Origin of the sequence: Actinomadura geliboluensis (assembly GCF_043197915.1) — a bacterium.
In the GTDB taxonomy this organism is placed as follows: Bacteria; Actinomycetota; Actinomycetes; order Streptosporangiales; family Streptosporangiaceae; genus Spirillospora; species Spirillospora geliboluensis.
Genome location: NZ_JBICUA010000005.1, coordinates 317692 through 332097, shown reverse-complemented (window position 1 = coordinate 332097; position 14406 = coordinate 317692). Strand labels below are relative to the sequence as shown.

Genomic DNA, 14406 nt, shown 5'->3' with positions numbered 1-14406 from the left:
TCATCTGATGCTCAGGAGCACGGCCATCGGGCCCTGCTCGTACTCGATCCGGGTGCCGGGCAGCGCCCGCACCAGTTGCCCGGCGCCCCGCAGCGCGGCCACCGGCCGCACCCGGAAGACGAGGCACGCGACCAGCCCGCCGATCACGGCGAGCAGCAGCAGCGGCGACAGCACCAGCACGACCGGGACGACGGGGACGTACAGCCGCAGCCGGCGGCCGCCGGTGCGGCGGTACCGCACCGTGACCAGTTGCGGGATCACTGGAGGTCCTCGAGTTCGGCCAGCGCCTCCTGAGCGCTGATCTCCCCGCGCCGCAGGCGGTCGACCACGTCGGCGCCGGTGGGCGGCGGGTCGGTGTCGACGAAGTCGAGGCGCTCGGCGATCCGGTTCAGCCGGGCCTTGACCGTCGGGTAGCTCACCCCGAAGACCCGCTCCATCTCCTTGATCGAGCCGTGCGCCCGGACGAACGCGGCGACGAACACCTGGTCGTCCACGCTGAGCTGGGCGAGCTGCGGCGGCTCGAACTGCCCCTCGACCACGACGCCGCTGCCGGCGAGGCGGACCCGCTCGACCACGAACGGCCGCCCGTGGGTCAGGTCCGTCAGTTCCTGCCACTCCACTCTCGGCCCCCTCACTCTCGACGCCACGACCGCTGTCCACTTTGTATCTTGATTATCTTAAGCAGTCAACGCGAGAACCTTGATTTTTCGAACCTGACTTTCAAGGATCTAGAGTCTGCAGAGCAGACACGTCACCAAACCGGACGACTAGGGCCTGTCTGACAAATGATCACCTGGCCGTTTCACGGAGCCAGAGGATCATGGAGGCCAGGACAACTCCCGCGCGGTAGCGGTCCGCAAGCTCGTCGAACCTGGTTGCGATCGCACGGAACTGCTTGAGGCGGGCGAAGCATCGTTCGACCACGTTGCGGTCGCGGTAGATCTCCGTGTCGAAGGCGGGTGGCCTGCCACCGCGGCGCCCTCGACGGCGGCGGTTGGCCACCTGGTCGCGGCGCTCGGGGATCGTGGCGGCGATGCCCCGACGCCGCAGCAGATGGCGGATGGCCCTGCTGGAGTATGCCTTGTCACCCAGCACACGGTCCGGTGTCGTGCGCGGGCGGCCCGTGCCGGCGCGCGGGGTGCGGATCCCGTCGAGGACGTCGGCGAACGCGGTGGCGTCGTTGGCGTTTCCGGGTGTGAGCACGATCGACAGCGGCAGCAGCCCCCGGCCGTCGACGGCGAGGTGGACCTTGGTGGTCAGCCCGCCCCGGGACCGGCCGAGGGCCTGGTGCACCTGCGAGCGGCCCGGATCTTCCAGTTCGTCCCCGTCCGCGTCCCCCTTTTACGGGCGCCCGCGGCGCTCGGGCAGGTCGCGCCGAGGAGCCCCGGTCCGCAGCCGCCACAGCACCCCGTTGACCACCTGCCGGTGATCACGCCACGGACGTCCGCGTCCGTCCACCTGCGGCAACAGGGGCTCTATTCGCTCCCATGCCGCATCCGTCAACTCACCTCGACCTGCCACAAGATCAATTATCAGACTGGCGATAGAGTCCTGCCCGTGGCGAACCATCAGGACGAGACCAGTGCGGCCTACGACGGAGTCGTCGAGCTGTACGCATCGCTGTTCGCAGACCGGCTGGAGACACAGCCGTTCACCCGGGCCATGATCGGCACCTTCGCCGAACTGGTGCGCGCGACGGGCAACCTGCGGGCAGCGGACGTCGGGTGCGGGCCCGGACATCTGACGGCCATGCTGCACGAACTGAGCCTGGACGCCTTCGGACTCGACTTCTCCCCCGGCATGGTCAACCACGCACGGCGGGCCCATCCGGCGCTGCGCTTCCAGGAGGCGCGGATGGAATCCCTTCCGATCGAGGACGGCGCGCTCGGCGGCGTACTGGCCCACTATTCGATGATCCACACCCCTCCGGGAGAACTGCCGGAGCTGCTCGCCGAGCAGGTACGCGTCCTGGCGCCGGATGGCCTGCTCCTGGTTTCCTTCTTCGGGACCGACGGACAAGAACCGGTCCGGTTCGATCACAAGGTGGCGCCTGCCTACAGCTGGCCGGCGGATCGCCTCGCTGAACTGCTGGCCGATGCCGGGCTCATTCCCTTCGCCCGGCTGCTCCACGATCCGGCCTCCGAGCGAGGCTTCCTCGACGCCCATCTGCTGGCCCGCCGATCGTAGGTCTTGCCCGGTAATACCCGCCAGCCGGTCGGCGCACCTCCGGACTGCCGGCTCGGCGGACGCTCGCTGATCCGACTGGAATTGTCAGACAGGCCCTACTCCACGCATGCCGCATCACCCGAGCGCGGTGATCCGCTCCCGGGTGGTGATGTGGAGGAAGGGGCTGCTCAGGGGGCGAAGGCGCGGAGGGTGACGTCCACGAGGGCGTCGGCGTACTCGGCGGTGAGCGGGCCAGAGCGGTGCAGCCAGCGCTGGAAGAGCGGGGCGTACAGCACTTCGAGGACGAGGTCGAGGTCGGCGTCCGGGTGCAGCTGGCCCGCCCGCTGGGCGCTGCGGAGGCGTTCCTTCTTGGCCTCGTCGACGGGGCCGGCGAGCTTCTCGCGGTACAGGGCGGCGAGGGCGGGGTCGTCGGCGATCTGCGTGTTGAGGGCTCTGAGCGGCGCCTCGAACGCCGGGTCGGCGAACTCGGCGGCGGTCGCCCGCATGACGGTCTTGAGGTCGGCTTCGAGGTCGCCGGTGTCGGGCAGCCGGACGCCGTCGGCGCCCTCGCTGAGCGCGAGGAACGCGTCGAAGATCACCGCGCCCTTGGACGGCCACCAGCGGTAGATGGTCTGCTTGCCGACTCCGGCGCGCGCGGCGATGGCCTCGATCGACATCTTGGCGTACCCCACCTCGGCGACCAGCTCGCGCGCGGCGGCGAGGACGGCCCGGCGGGAGCGCTCGCTGCGCCGGGCGGGGTTCGGCTTTCCGGTGGCGGACACGGCCCGGAGCCTAGCATCCGGCGAGACGAGACGGTCCGTCTTGACAGAACGGCGGCCGGCGCTCATCCTGAATGTCACGAGACGAACCGTCTCGTCTCAGAAATCGGCGAACGGGAGGTGGGGCCCTCTGCGCACCCATGCTCAACTGGCCCTCGACCAGGTCACCAAGCGCTACGGCACGCGCGTCGTCCTCGACCGGGTGTCGCTCAGCGTCAAGCCCGGCGAGCGGCTGGGCGTGATCGGCGACAACGGGTCGGGCAAGTCGACGCTGCTCAAGCTGATGGCGGGCGCCGAGCGTCCGGACAACGGCGAGCTCGTGGTCGCCGCGCCCGGCGGCACCGGGTACCTGCCGCAGTCGCTCGAACTGCCGTCCCACGCCACGGTCGCCGATGCCGTCGATCTCGCGCTGGCCGACCTGCGCGAGCTGGAGGCGCGGATGCGGGCGGCCGAGCGCGGTCTCGGCGGGGACGGCGCGGAGCTGGACGCCTATGCGCAGGCGGTGGCGGAGTTCGAGGCGCGGGGCGGTTACGAGGCCGACACGCGCGTGGAGGTCGCGCTGCACGGGCTCGGCCTGCCGGGGCTTGACCGGGATCGCAGGCTCGGGACGCTCTCGGGCGGTGAGCGGTCCCGGCTCGCCCTCGCCGGTGCGCTGGCGTCCGCCCCGGAGCTGCTGCTTCTCGACGAGCCGACCAACGACCTGGACGACCGGGCCACGGCCTGGCTGGAGCAGCGGCTGCGCACCCACCGGGGCACGGTCGTGGTGATCACGCACGACCGGATGTTCCTGGACCGGGTCACCACCGCCATAGTCGAGGTGGCCGACGGGCAGGTGCGCCGCTACGGCGACGGATACGCCGGTTACCTCGCCGCCAAGGCCGCCGAGCGGGCGGCGCAGGCGCGTGCCCACGAGGAGTGGCGGACGGAGCTGGACAGGCACGCCACCCTGGTCACGGCCAACGCCGGCCGGCTGGCCGCGATCCCCCGCAAGATGGCCAAGGCGGGCATGGGCACGGGGGCCTGGCGGGCGCGCTCGCGCACGCACGGGGCGGCGGGCCGCATCCGGCAGTCGCAGCAGCGGCTGCGCTGGCTCCACGACCACCCGGCCCCGCCGCCTCCCGAGCCGCTGCGCTTCACCGCCGTCCCCGTCACGGCGGGCGTCGCCGCAGGTGACGAGGTGGCGGCGCTCGACGGCGTGGTGGTGACGGGACGGCTCCGCCTGGAGTCCTTGACCGTCCGCGCGGGAGAGCGGCTGCTCGTCACCGGCCCCAATGGAGCGGGCAAGACGACGCTGATGCGCGTGCTCGCCGGAGAGCTGCGGCCGGACGCGGGCGAGGTGCGGCGAACCGGCAGGGTCGGCTTCTTCCGGCAGGACACACCGGACATCGACCCGCGAACCGCCGACATGACCGTCCTGCGGGCTTATGCACTGGGACGTCCGGGAAGCGTGGAAGAGCACGCGGACGCGCTGCTCGCCCTGGGCCTGTTCCAGCCGTCCGACCTGGGGCTGCGCCTGCGCGAGCTGTCCTACGGCCAGCGGCGCCGGATCGAGCTGGCGCGACTGGTGAGCGAACCCGTCGACCTGCTCCTGCTGGACGAGCCGACCAACCACCTGTCACCGGTTCTGGCGGAGCAGTTGGAGGAGGCGCTGGCGTTCTATGCGGGGGCGCTGGTGGTGGTCACGCACGACCGGCGGCTGCGGGCTTCGTTCACCGGGTCCCGTCTCGAACTGCCCGAAGGCTCGGCCCGGTAGCGGTCGCCTCCAGCAGTTGCCGGGTCTCGGGGTGGCGGGCGGCGTCGAGGCCGTCCGCCGGGAGGTCTTCGACGATCCGGCCGTCGCCGAGGACGACGACCCGGTCGGCGACGCGGCGGGCGACGCGCAGGTCATGGGTGACCAGGACGATGGTCAGCCCGTGGTCGCGGCGCAGGTCGTCCAGCAGGCGCAGGATGCGTTCCTGGGTGAGGACGTCCAGGCCGCTGGTGGGCTCGTCGGCGAGGAGGACGCGCGGCTCCTGCGCGAGCGCTCGGGCGATGCCCACCCGCTGGCGTTCGCCGCCCGACAGCGTCGCGGGGCGGCGCGCGGCCACGGCGGGGTCGAGGCCGACGCGGCGGAGCAGGTCGTCGTGGAAGGGGCCGGCTTCGGCGATGACCTGCCGGACGGTGTGGCGGGGGTCGAAGGAGGCGAGCGGGTCCTGGAAGATCAGCCCGGTCCGGTGCCTGACGGCTCGCCGGTCGCGGGCGCGCATGGCCCAGGCGTCCCGGCCGTCGCGCAGGACGGTGCCCTGGGCCGGACGGTCGAGCGCGGCGAGGGCTCCGATGAGGGTGGATTTGCCGGATCCGCTCCGGCCGACGACGGCGACCGCCTCCCCCGGCCGGACGTCCAGGTCGACCGCGTCCAAGGCGAGGGTCGTGCGGCGCCGGGACCGCAGCACCCGCCGCACTCCCTGAACGGCGAGGCCCTCGCCGCTAGGGGACGTGGGCTCCACCTTCGCCAGCGAGACCGGCGGTTCCGCCATCGCCGCCACCAGGTCCCGGGCGAGGTCGCTGGACGGGTCGGTCAGGATCCGCCGGGCGGGGCCGTGCTCGACTATGCGGCCGTCCCGCATGACGGCGATGTCGTCGGCCCAGCGGGCGGCGGCGGCCAGGTCGTGGGTGATCAGCAGGACGGCGCGGCCCGCGGCCTCGGCGCGGACCAGGTCGAGCACCGTCGCCTGCGTGACGGGGTCGAGGGCGGTGGTGACCTCGTCGGCGATGAGGACGGGCGGCTCGTGCACCGTCGCCAGCGCGAGCGCCACGCGCTGCGCCTGCCCGCCCGACAGTTCGAAGGGGTGCGCGGCGGCCAGCGCCGGATCGAGGCCGAAGCGGGACAGCGCGGCGGCCGGGTCTCCGGTGCGGTGCGTCCTGATGGTCTCGGCGAGGTGCCGCCCGACGGTGACGGTCGGGTTCAGCGAGGCCAGGGCGTCCTGGAAGGCGTAGCCGACGTCCCGACCGAGGACCGGCGGCCGCCCGTCCACCAGGACGGTGCCGCCGTGGGGTTGCAGGCCGGCGACGGCGCGGGCGGTGAGGGTCTTGCCGCTGCCGCTCGGGCCGACCAGTGCGAGGACGCGTCCGGCGGGGACGGCGAGGTCGACGCCGTGCACGACCCGGCGTCCGGGGACGTCGACGGTCAGGCCGGTGACGGTGAGTCCGGGGTCTCCGGTCACCACGTTCTCCCTTCGGACGGGCCGGAGATCGCGCCCGCGACCACGTTGACCGCGATGATCGTGGCGACCACGGCGGCGGCGGGGATCGCGACCGTGTACCACTCGCCGGTGAGCAGGTGGGACTGGGCCTCGGTGAGCAGGTTGCCCCAGCTCGGCCGGTTGGGCGGGACCCCGAGGCCGAGGAAGCTGAGCGTGGACTCGGTCAGGATCGCGTGCCCGACCTCGAACGCGGCGATGGACGCCACGGGCGGCAGCGCGCCCGGCAGCAGGTGCCGCCGCATGACCTGCCAGCGGGACAGCCCGAGCGCGTAGGCGGCCCGGATGTAGAGGCGCTCGCGGCGGCTGCGCAGCTCGGCGCGGACGATCAGGGCGACCGGCATCCAGCTCGTCACCGCGATCGCCGCGATGACCAGCCCGAGGGAGGGCCCGGCGACGGCGGCGAGCGCGAGCACGACGACCAGCAGCGGCAGCGCCAGCAGGATGTCGGCGGTGCGGGCGATCAGGCCGTCCAGCCAGCGCGGCGCGACGGCGGCCAGCCCGCCGACCAGCATCCCGAACCCGACCGTGATGGCGGCGGCGCTCAGCCCGACCAGCAGCGACGTGCGGGCGCCGTAGAGCATGCGGGTCCACAGGTCGCGGCCGAGCAGGTCGGTGCCGAGCGGGTGCCCGGGCGAGCCGGGCGGCAGCGAGGTCGCCGAGGTGTCGGTGGCGACCGGGTCGAGGGAGGTGAACAGCGGCGCGAACGCGGCGAGGAGCCCGAAGACGGCGAGCACGGCGGCGGCCGCCGCCAGCGCCGGGCGGCGGGGCCGCGTCCGGACGGCCATCAGCCCCCGGACGCGGCCGGGCGCGGACTGCTTGAGCGCGGGCTGCTTCAGGGAGTCAGACGGCATCGGTCAGCCCCGTCCGGACGCGCGGGTCGAGCGCCGCGACGATCAGTTCGGCGACGAGGTTGGCCGCGATCACGATCAGCCCGGTGACCAGGACGATGGCGATGAGCAGCGGGTAGTCCTGGGCGCGGGCGGCGCTGATGGCCTCGCGTCCCATCCCGGGCCAGGAGAAGATCACCTCGGTGGCGTAGACGCCGGCGATGAGCGTCCCGACGCCGACGCCGAGCCGGGCGGTGAACGGCACCAGTCCGGGCCGCATCAGGTGCCGCGCGACCACGGTGCGGCGGGGCAGCCCCCGGACGCGGGCGTTCTCCACGTGCGGCGCGTCCTTCAGCCGCCCGACGCCGTTCTCCACCAGCCGGACGTAGATGCCGAAGTGGTGGCCGAACGCCAGCGCGCACGCGGGCAGCACCAGATGGGCGAGGAGCCCGTACGCGGTGACGTCCTCGCCGGGGCGGCTCACTCCCCCGGACGGCATCAGATGGGTCGCCGCCGCGAACACGTACAGCAGCAGGAGCGCGATGACGAACCCGGGCATGCCGCCCATGACGAACAGCAGCAGGTCGATGCCGCGGCGCAGCCACGCGCGCCGCGTGAGCGCCGCGACCAGCCCGACCGCGAGGGCGGCGGTGAAGCTCAGCAGGACGGACGCGGCCGTGAGCAGCAGCGTCCACGGGACGGTGTCGCCGAGCGTCTCGGTGACGGGCCGTCCTGACATGTAGGACGTGCCGAGGTCGCCGCGCAGGGCGTCCGACGCCCAGCGCCAGTACCGGACGGGCGGCGGGTCGTCCAACCCCATCTCGGCGCGCAGTTCGGCGACCGCGGCGGGGGCCGGTGGGCGTCCGCCCGAGCGCGCCTCCAGCACCGAGGCGGCCGGGTCGCCGGGCGCGGCGGCCAGCAGCCCGAAGCACACCACCGACAGGGCGACGACGACCAGCGCCGCCGTCGCCGCCCGTCCGATCAGACGCAGCGCCATCTAGTTGTAGCGCCAGGTCTCGGCGTTCCAGAAGAACCCGTAGCCGTGGTGGCCGAGCGTGCGCTGGGCGGGTCCGGTGAGGTTCTTCGGGACGGCGTTGATGGTCTTGAGGTAGGAGATCCACACGAACGGGGGGTCGTCCTGCAGCGCCTTCTGGAACGCGGTGTAGGCGGCCTTGCGCTTCGCCGGGTCGAGTGTGGAGCGGCCCTCTTCAAGGGCCTTGTCCGCGGCGGGGTTGCTGTAGGTGCCGTAGTTGGAGCCGCCCTTGGCCAGTGCCTGGGACGAAGCGAACACCCCGTAGACCGAGGAGTCCGGGTCGTAGGGCGTCCCCCAGCCGACCACCATGCCCTGCAGGTCGCCCCAGTGCTTGCGCACCCAGTCACGCGGGCGCGGGCGCGGGTCGACGTCGAAGCCCTGCTTCCTGAGCTGGGTGGCGGACACGTTCAGGATGGCGACGCGCAGCGAGTCCTCGGCGAAGGTGGTCAGCTCGAAGTTGACCGTCTTGCCGTCCTTGGCCCACATGCCCTGCCCGTTCTTGGCGTATCCGGCCTCCTCCATCAGGGCGGACACCTTGGCGGGGTCGAAGGTGAACCCGGGCGCGGCGGCGTACGGGCCGGCGTCGAGCGGGCCCTTGGCCGGCGTCCCGTACCCGAGGACGACGCTCTTCGTGATGGCGTCGCGGTCGACGGCGTAGTTCATCGCCGTGCGGATCCGGCGGTCGGCGAACACCGGGTCCTTCATGTTGAACATCAGCGCCCGGTAGTCGGCGGTCGGGTAGACCTCCAGCCGGTGCCCGCCGGCCTTGCCCGCCTGCTGCGGCGCGAGGTGGGCGGCGTCCACCTCGCCGTTCTTCAGCTGGATCAACCGGGCGGAGTCGTCCGGGACGTACTTGACGACGATCTTCTTCAGCCCCGGCGCGCCCTCGTAGTACCCGTCGAAGGCGGTCAGCTCGGCGTACTGGCCGGGCTTGTAGGTCGTGAGCCTGAACGGGCCGGTGCCCACCGGCCGCCGCCCGAAGTCGGGGTCGGTGAGCTTCTTGCCCTTGAGCAGGTGCTCGGGCAGCATCCCCGTCGACAGCGCGTCCAGCATCGGCGCGAACGGCTCGTCCAGTTTCAGCCGGACGGTGGCCGGGTCCGGCGTCTCGACCGCCGTGACCATGGAGAAGTTCCGCGACAGCGGGGAGTCGGCGCCCGCGCCCTTGATCGCCTCGATGGTGAACTTGACGTCGCCGGACGTGAACGGCTTGCCGTCCTGCCAGGTGGTGCCCGGACGCAGGGCGAAGGTGTAGGTCCTGCCGTCCGGCGCCACCTCCCACGACTTCGCCAGCCCCGGCACGACCTTGTTGTCCCCGTCGTGCCGGGTCAGCCCGCGGAAGACCAGTTCGGTCACCGGGTCGGTGTGCTCGTCCTGCAGCCCGGGGTTGAACGTCTCGGGCTCGTCGCCGACCGCGTACGTCAGGGCGCCGTCCGCACCGGCGGCGGGCTCGCCGCCCTGCCCGCACGCCGACGCGGCCGACGCCGCCACCACCAGAGCCATCAAGGCAAGAACCGGACGTTTCACCATGATCGGCATTATTGCAAACTATGTGCAAGAGCAATCGCACCGCATCTAGGTGACGCAGATCACCCGGCTCACCCGACCGGCGCGCCCTCGTCCCGTCCGGCCGCCGGCGCGGTGAGGGCCTCCAGCTCGTCCGCCGCCCGGTCGGTGGCCGTCTCGGCGGCGATCTCGCCTGCCAGCCGCCGCGCCTCGCGCCCGTAGGACGGGTCGTCCAGCACCCGGCCGACCGCGCGGGCGATCGCGCCGGACGAGGCGTTCCGGCCCACGGTGATCCCGGCGCCGGCGAGCTCGACGTGCCGCGCCACCTCGCGCTGGTCCCGTCCGAGCGGCACGCAGACCAGGGGGACCCCGGCGGCCAGCGACTTCACGGCCGTCCCGTGGCCGGCGTGGGTGACGGTCACCGCGGCATGCCGAAGCGCGATGCCGTGCGGCGCCGCCCGGACGACCAGGACGTTGCCGGGCGCGCGGACCGTCGCCGGGTCCACGGCCGGGCCGGTGGTCACCAGCCCGCGCACCGGCAGGGACCCGAGGGCCTCGGCGATGCGCTCCAACTGCCGGTGCTGGTCCATGAAGGACGAGCTCAGCCCGGCCAGGACGAGCGGCGCGTCGCCGTCCGGCAGCTCCAGTCCCCCGGCCCAGGCCGGGTCGTCGAGCCGCGGCCCGACGTGCCGCACGTGGGCGGGGAAGTCGCGGCCGGGGTAGTCGAGCGCGCGCGGGGACAGGACGAGCAGCCGGTCGGGGCGGTGGAACGCCTCGACCACCGACGCCACCGGCGGCAGGCCGTTCGCGACACGGGCGGCGTTGAGCGCCGGCAGCCCCTTCCCCCACGGCTTGACGACCAGCCGGGTCAGCACCCGGTCGCGCAGCCGCCCCAGTGGCCCCGTCGCGGGGGCGAGGCCCGGACCGGGCGGCGGGCCCCCGTTGGTCGGGAACGGGTAGATGCTCGTCACCAGCCCGGCGACCGGGATCCCGGCCGCCTCGCCCGCGGTGAGCGCGCCGAGCAGCATGTGCTCGGCGACCAGCGCGTCGGCCGGGCGGGCGCGCAGCTCGGCCAGCGTGTCGCGGGCGTAGTCGGCCGCGGGCCCGCAGACGATCCGGTCCCGCAGCCGCGCGAGTTCGCCGAGCGGCGTGCGGGCCTCGAAGTCCTTGATGACGTCCTTGGCCGGGTCGCCGGCATCGCCCTGCGGGGCCGTCGTCCAGGCGATGTGCTCGACACCGGCTGCGGCGATCTCCCCGCGCAGCGACTCGTCGGCCAGCACCCGGACGTCGTGGCCGCGTTCGCGCAGCGCGCGGGCCACCGACAGGACGGGCGGCACGGCTCCGCCGCCGGCCCAGGTGGCGAACAGGAAACTCCTACGCATCGGATGCCCTTCGAGGGTCGATCGAGGTCAGCAGGTCGCGCATCGCGCGTTCGGCGTCCGCGCGCAGCAGGCCGAGGTCGCGCCGCCACAGCTTCCACAGGTAGACGTCGGTGGCGGCGTAGTGCAGGCGCAGCGCGTGCTCGCGGGCCGGGCCCGCGGCGGGGAGGCGGTCGGCGAAGACGCGTTCCAGCCACGCGCGGTGCTGGTGGCGGGCATGGCGCGCGGCGCGAGCGATCGCGGGGACGCGGTCCATCTGCGCCACCCAGAGCACGTTGGCGTCGCCGTTGCGCTCGTAGTCGGCGAAGAGCACCGCGACGATCGCCGCCACGTCGCCGACCGGCGCCTCGCGGGCCGCCTCCGCCTGCGCCGCCACGGCGTCGGCGACCGCGTCGGCCAGCCCGTCCTTGCCGCCGAAGCGGTTGACGATCGTCTGTACGGAGACGTCCGCCTCGTCGGCGATGTGCTGCAGCGTGACGTCGTCGTACCAGCGCCGTGCCAGCAGCCCGGCCGCCGCCTCCACCACACGGGCGCGCGTGGCCTCCATGGCCGCGGCACGGGCACCCATCCGGTACGGACGCCTGCCCTCACTTTCCGTGGAGTCGGTCATGTATTCAATTTAGCATTGAGTCAAACCAAAGCTTCGGCGGGGGTCACCCGTCCGCCGGCCGCCGCTGGTCGCGTTCGGCGCGCCATTGGTCCACCAGGGCGGGCAGCTCGCGGAACATGAAGCCGTAGAAGTCGCGCATCTCCGTCAGCCGGCGGGCGGCGGGGCTGTCGGCGCCGGCGGCGGCGATGCCCTGGTCGGCGGCCTCGAACATCACCTGCACCACGGCGTTCTGGGCCGACATCAGGGTGGCCCAGGCGCCGTCCCGCAGCCGGTAGTGCTCGCGGCGGCTGCCCGGCGCCGGGACCCGCTCGATCAGCCCGACGGTGGACAGCATCTTGATCGCGCCCGACACCGACCCGGAGCTGATGCCGAGCTGCTCGGCCAGCTCCGGCGCGGTGACGCTGGCGGCGTCGGCGAACAGCAGCGCCGCCAGCACCCGCGCGGTCGCCTTCTGCAGGCCGCCCTGGGCCAGGGCCAGCGCCATCCGCTCGGCGGCTTCGGTGGTGTCTGCCAAGGTCATCCTCCTCGTTCACGTCTCCCGGAAGTTTAACAGCTCAGAACTTTCAAAAATCTCTGAAGGTTCAGTAGCATCTCCGCCATGAACACGGTGATCGAGCTGACCGAGCTCACCAAGACCTACGGGACCCGGCGGGGGCTGAGCGGCCTGTCCCTGCGCGTCGAACCCGGCGAGGTCTTCGGCTACCTGGGCCCCAACGGCGCCGGGAAGTCCACCACGATCCGGCTGATGCTCGACCTGATCAGGCCCACCTCGGGCACCCTCCGCGTCCTCGGGCTGGACCCGCGCGCCGACGCGGTCGAGCTGCACCGCCGGATCGGCTACCTCGCCGGGGACTTCGTCGTCGACGGGCGGCAGCGCGCCGGCGAGTGCCTGGCCTTCCTGGGCGCCCTGCGCGGCGGCGTCCCCGCGACGCGCATCACCGGACTCGCCGAACGCCTGGAGCTCGACCTGTCCGCGCGGATCAAGAGCCTCTCGAAGGGCAACCGGCAGAAGGTCGGCCTGGTGCAGGCGTTCATGCACCACCCCGAACTGCTGATCCTGGACGAGCCGACGTCCGGCCTGGACCCGCTCGTCCAGCAGACGTTCCTGGAGATGGTCGCCGAGGCCAAGGCCGCCGGGCAGACGGTGTTCATGTCCAGCCACATCATGAGCGAGGTCGAGGCGATCGCCGACCGCGTCGCCATCATCCGCGAGGGCCGCCTCGTCGCCACCGACACCGTCGCCGCGCTGCGCGCCCGCTCGTTCCTGCACGTCCGGATCGACTTCGCCGCGCCGGTCCCCGCCGAGGACTTCCACACGCTCCCCGGCGTCACCGACCTGAAGGTGGACGGCCGCACGCTCACCTGCGCGGTCGACGGCACCCCCGACGCGCTGGTGAAGGCCGCCGCCCGGCACACCGTGACCGGCCTGCACGCCGACACCCAGGACCTGGAAGAGCTGTTCCGCGCCTACTACACCGGGAACTGACCATGACCACCGTCCGGCACACCGCCGACTCCCGCACCGTGCTCCCCGGCACCTCCGGCCTCGCCCGGGCGTCCGGCCGCAGCATGTTCACCAAGACGCTGTTCGACAACCGGCGCGTCCTCATCGTCTGGGCGGTCGCGACCGGCCTGCTGGCGATGATGTACGCGAGCTTCTACCCGCAGGTCACCGCCGACAGCGCCGCCAACGTGCCCGAGGCGATGAGCGGCTTCGGATTCGACGACACCGCCTCGGCCGCCGGCTACCTCCAGGGCGCCGTGTTCGGCCTGCTCGTCCCGCTGCTGGCCACCTTCTACGGCGCCGCCACCGGCGCCCGCATGGTCTCCGCCGACGAGGAGTCCGGCTACCTGGACCTGCTGCTCGCCCACCCCATCGGCCGCACCCGGCTGCTGCTGCACCGCTTCGCCGCGCTCGCCGCCGGAGCCCTGCTGATCGCCGCCGTGGTGCTGCTCGCGGTGCTGGCCGTCCGCTCCAGCGCCGAACTGGACACGATCTCCGTCGCGGGCTTCGCCGCGCAGGCCGTCAACCTGGCGCTGCTGGCCCTGGTGTTCGGGGCGCTGGCGACCGGCATCGGCGCGGCCACCGGCAAGAGCCGGGCCACGGTGTTCGGCATCGCCGCCGGGACGGGCGTCCTCGCCTACGCGCTCAACGGCTTCGCCCCGCAGATCGGGGCCGACTGGCTGCGCCACCTCACGCCGTTCCACTACTACATCGGCGGCGAGCCGCTCAAGAACGGCTTCCAGTACGCCGACGCGGGCGTCCTGGCCGCCGCGACCGCCGTCCTGCTCGGCCTGGGCGCCTGGCGCTTCGCCCGCCGCGACCTCGGCCGCTGACTCCGGGGCCCGGGCCCGGCACGTCCCCGCCGGACCCGGGCGCCGGCCGCTACGTCCGCGCGGCGGCCCGGCGCGAGCGGGCCAGCGCGAGCCCGCCGAGGCAGGCGGCGACCGCGCCCACGATCATGGCCACATAGCCCCCGCCCAGCCCGTTGCCGGTGCCGAGGCCCCCGTCGGCCGTGGCCACGACCGTCCCGCCGAGCACCACCGCGACCAGCCCCGCGGCAAGGGCCGCACTGGCGCCGCGGCGGCCTCCGGAGCGGGCCAGCGTGAACCCGCCGACGACCGCACCGGCCAACCCCAGCAAAGCGGCCACCATGGCCCCGACGCGTCCGACGCTCAGGTCGTAGGCGTCGGCGGCGACCGGCTGGACCTCGGCGTGCGCCGCCGCCGGTGCGGCGAGCACGACCATCCCCAGCAGCACGGCGCCGGACACCGCGAGCGAACGCCGGGCCGCCATCGGGACTCCTGAAGGGCGCATGTCCGTCTCCTCTTTCGTGCCGGTTCGAACACACCGATCATGTCGCCGG

The 14406-nt window shown here is 73.2% G+C and carries 15 protein-coding genes and 1 pseudogene; 4 read left to right on the top strand and 12 right to left on the bottom strand.

Annotated features, from left to right (window positions below; all coding sequences use genetic code 11):
- The 3 genes and pseudogenes from ACGFI1_RS19120 to ACGFI1_RS19110 form a co-directional block, all read right to left on the bottom strand.
- Positions 1 to 261, bottom strand: coding sequence for a hypothetical protein (locus ACGFI1_RS19120; RefSeq protein ID WP_386870588.1), 261 nt, complete (start codon positions 259 to 261; stop codon positions 1 to 3).
- A complete protein-coding gene (locus tag ACGFI1_RS19115) occupies positions 258 to 620 on the bottom strand; it encodes a DUF2089 domain-containing protein (RefSeq protein ID WP_138634358.1) in 363 nt (120 codons plus the stop codon). The genes ACGFI1_RS19120 and ACGFI1_RS19115 overlap by 4 nt, the downstream gene beginning before the upstream one ends.
- 169 nt (positions 621 to 789) lie before the next feature.
- Positions 790 to 1569: pseudogene (locus ACGFI1_RS19110) on the bottom strand (IS5 family transposase).
- Between ACGFI1_RS19110 and ACGFI1_RS19105 the strand changes: the two are divergent.
- Positions 1558 to 2187 carry a class I SAM-dependent methyltransferase gene (locus ACGFI1_RS19105; protein WP_392786730.1) on the top strand — a complete coding sequence of 210 codons (630 nt, stop codon included), beginning with the start codon at positions 1558 to 1560 and terminating at the stop codon, positions 2185 to 2187. The pseudogene ACGFI1_RS19110 and the gene ACGFI1_RS19105 sit on opposite strands and share 12 nt — an antisense overlap.
- 167 nt (positions 2188 to 2354) lie before the next feature.
- Here the strand turns inward: ACGFI1_RS19105 and ACGFI1_RS19100 are convergent, their stop codons facing one another.
- Complete coding sequence (locus ACGFI1_RS19100; RefSeq protein WP_387071254.1) at positions 2355 to 2948, bottom strand: TetR/AcrR family transcriptional regulator; 594 nt, start codon at positions 2946 to 2948, stop codon at positions 2355 to 2357.
- Positions 2949 to 3075: 127 nt separating this feature from the next.
- Between ACGFI1_RS19100 and ACGFI1_RS19095 the strand changes: the two genes are divergently transcribed.
- Complete coding sequence (locus ACGFI1_RS19095; RefSeq protein ID WP_392786970.1) at positions 3076 to 4698, top strand: TlrC/CarA/OleB/SrmB family ABC-F type ribosomal protection protein; 1623 nt, start codon at positions 3076 to 3078, stop codon at positions 4696 to 4698.
- Here the strand turns inward: ACGFI1_RS19095 and ACGFI1_RS19090 are convergent.
- The 7 genes from ACGFI1_RS19090 to ACGFI1_RS19060 all read right to left on the bottom strand — a co-directional run bounded on the left by ACGFI1_RS19090 (position 4655) and on the right by ACGFI1_RS19060 (position 12053).
- Positions 4655 to 6148 carry an ABC transporter ATP-binding protein gene (locus ACGFI1_RS19090; RefSeq protein WP_392786728.1) on the bottom strand — a complete coding sequence of 498 codons (1494 nt, stop codon included), beginning with the start codon at positions 6146 to 6148 and terminating at the stop codon, positions 4655 to 4657. The genes ACGFI1_RS19095 and ACGFI1_RS19090 overlap by 44 nt on opposite strands.
- A complete protein-coding gene (locus tag ACGFI1_RS19085) occupies positions 6145 to 7038 on the bottom strand; it encodes an ABC transporter permease (RefSeq protein WP_392786726.1) in 894 nt (297 codons plus the stop codon). Before ACGFI1_RS19085 ends, ACGFI1_RS19090 begins: the two co-directional genes overlap by 4 nt.
- On the bottom strand, positions 7028 to 8011 hold the full coding sequence (locus tag ACGFI1_RS19080) for an ABC transporter permease (protein WP_392786724.1): 984 nt from the start codon (positions 8009 to 8011) through the stop codon (positions 7028 to 7030). Before ACGFI1_RS19080 ends, ACGFI1_RS19085 begins: the two co-directional genes overlap by 11 nt.
- On the bottom strand, positions 8012 to 9574 hold the full coding sequence (locus ACGFI1_RS19075; RefSeq protein WP_392786722.1) for an ABC transporter substrate-binding protein: 1563 nt from the start codon (positions 9572 to 9574) through the stop codon (positions 8012 to 8014).
- Positions 9575 to 9642: 68 nt separating this feature from the next.
- Positions 9643 to 10932: a glycosyltransferase gene (locus ACGFI1_RS19070; protein ID WP_392786720.1), complete on the bottom strand. Its 1290-nt coding sequence runs from the start codon at positions 10930 to 10932 to the stop codon at positions 9643 to 9645.
- A complete protein-coding gene (locus ACGFI1_RS19065; RefSeq protein ID WP_392786718.1) occupies positions 10925 to 11539 on the bottom strand; it encodes a TetR/AcrR family transcriptional regulator in 615 nt (204 codons plus the stop codon). The genes ACGFI1_RS19070 and ACGFI1_RS19065 overlap by 8 nt, the downstream gene beginning before the upstream one ends.
- A 43-nt stretch (positions 11540 to 11582) precedes the next feature.
- Positions 11583 to 12053 (bottom strand): GbsR/MarR family transcriptional regulator, encoded by a 471-nt coding sequence (locus ACGFI1_RS19060; RefSeq protein WP_392786716.1) that lies wholly within the window; start codon positions 12051 to 12053, stop codon positions 11583 to 11585.
- Between the two features lie 84 nt (positions 12054 to 12137).
- Between ACGFI1_RS19060 and ACGFI1_RS19055 the strand changes: the two genes are divergently transcribed.
- Together ACGFI1_RS19055 and ACGFI1_RS19050 are read left to right on the top strand one after the other, a co-directional pair.
- Complete coding sequence (locus ACGFI1_RS19055) at positions 12138 to 13025, top strand: ABC transporter ATP-binding protein (protein ID WP_392786714.1); 888 nt, start codon at positions 12138 to 12140, stop codon at positions 13023 to 13025.
- A gap of 2 nt (positions 13026 to 13027) precedes the next feature.
- On the top strand, positions 13028 to 13876 hold the full coding sequence (locus ACGFI1_RS19050; protein ID WP_392786712.1) for an ABC transporter permease subunit: 849 nt from the start codon (positions 13028 to 13030) through the stop codon (positions 13874 to 13876).
- A gap of 49 nt (positions 13877 to 13925) precedes the next feature.
- On the opposite strand, the gene ACGFI1_RS19045 is transcribed toward ACGFI1_RS19050, so the two are convergent.
- Positions 13926 to 14357 (bottom strand): DUF6223 family protein, encoded by a 432-nt coding sequence (locus tag ACGFI1_RS19045; RefSeq protein ID WP_386870564.1) that lies wholly within the window; start codon positions 14355 to 14357, stop codon positions 13926 to 13928.
- Positions 14358 to 14406 lie beyond the last annotated feature (49 nt).

Excerpts from the sequence above, each read along its gene's own strand:
- ACGFI1_RS19085 (WP_392786726.1), bottom strand. The coding sequence starts at position 7,038 with ATGCCGTCTGACTCCCTGAAGCAGCCCGCGCTCAAGCAGTCCGCGCCC.
- ACGFI1_RS19080 (WP_392786724.1), bottom strand. The coding sequence starts at position 8,011 with ATGGCGCTGCGTCTGATCGGACGGGCGGCGACGGCGGCGCTGGTCGTC.
- ACGFI1_RS19075 (WP_392786722.1), bottom strand. The coding sequence starts at position 9,574 with ATGGTGAAACGTCCGGTTCTTGCCTTGATGGCTCTGGTGGTGGCGGCG.
- ACGFI1_RS19070 (WP_392786720.1), bottom strand. The coding sequence starts at position 10,932 with ATGCGTAGGAGTTTCCTGTTCGCCACCTGGGCCGGCGGCGGAGCCGTG.
- ACGFI1_RS19065 (WP_392786718.1), bottom strand. The coding sequence starts at position 11,539 with ATGACCGACTCCACGGAAAGTGAGGGCAGGCGTCCGTACCGGATGGGT.
- ACGFI1_RS19055 (WP_392786714.1), top strand. The coding sequence starts at position 12,138 with ATGAACACGGTGATCGAGCTGACCGAGCTCACCAAGACCTACGGGACC.
- ACGFI1_RS19050 (WP_392786712.1), top strand. The coding sequence starts at position 13,028 with ATGACCACCGTCCGGCACACCGCCGACTCCCGCACCGTGCTCCCCGGC.
- ACGFI1_RS19045 (WP_386870564.1), bottom strand. The coding sequence starts at position 14,357 with ATGCGCCCTTCAGGAGTCCCGATGGCGGCCCGGCGTTCGCTCGCGGTG.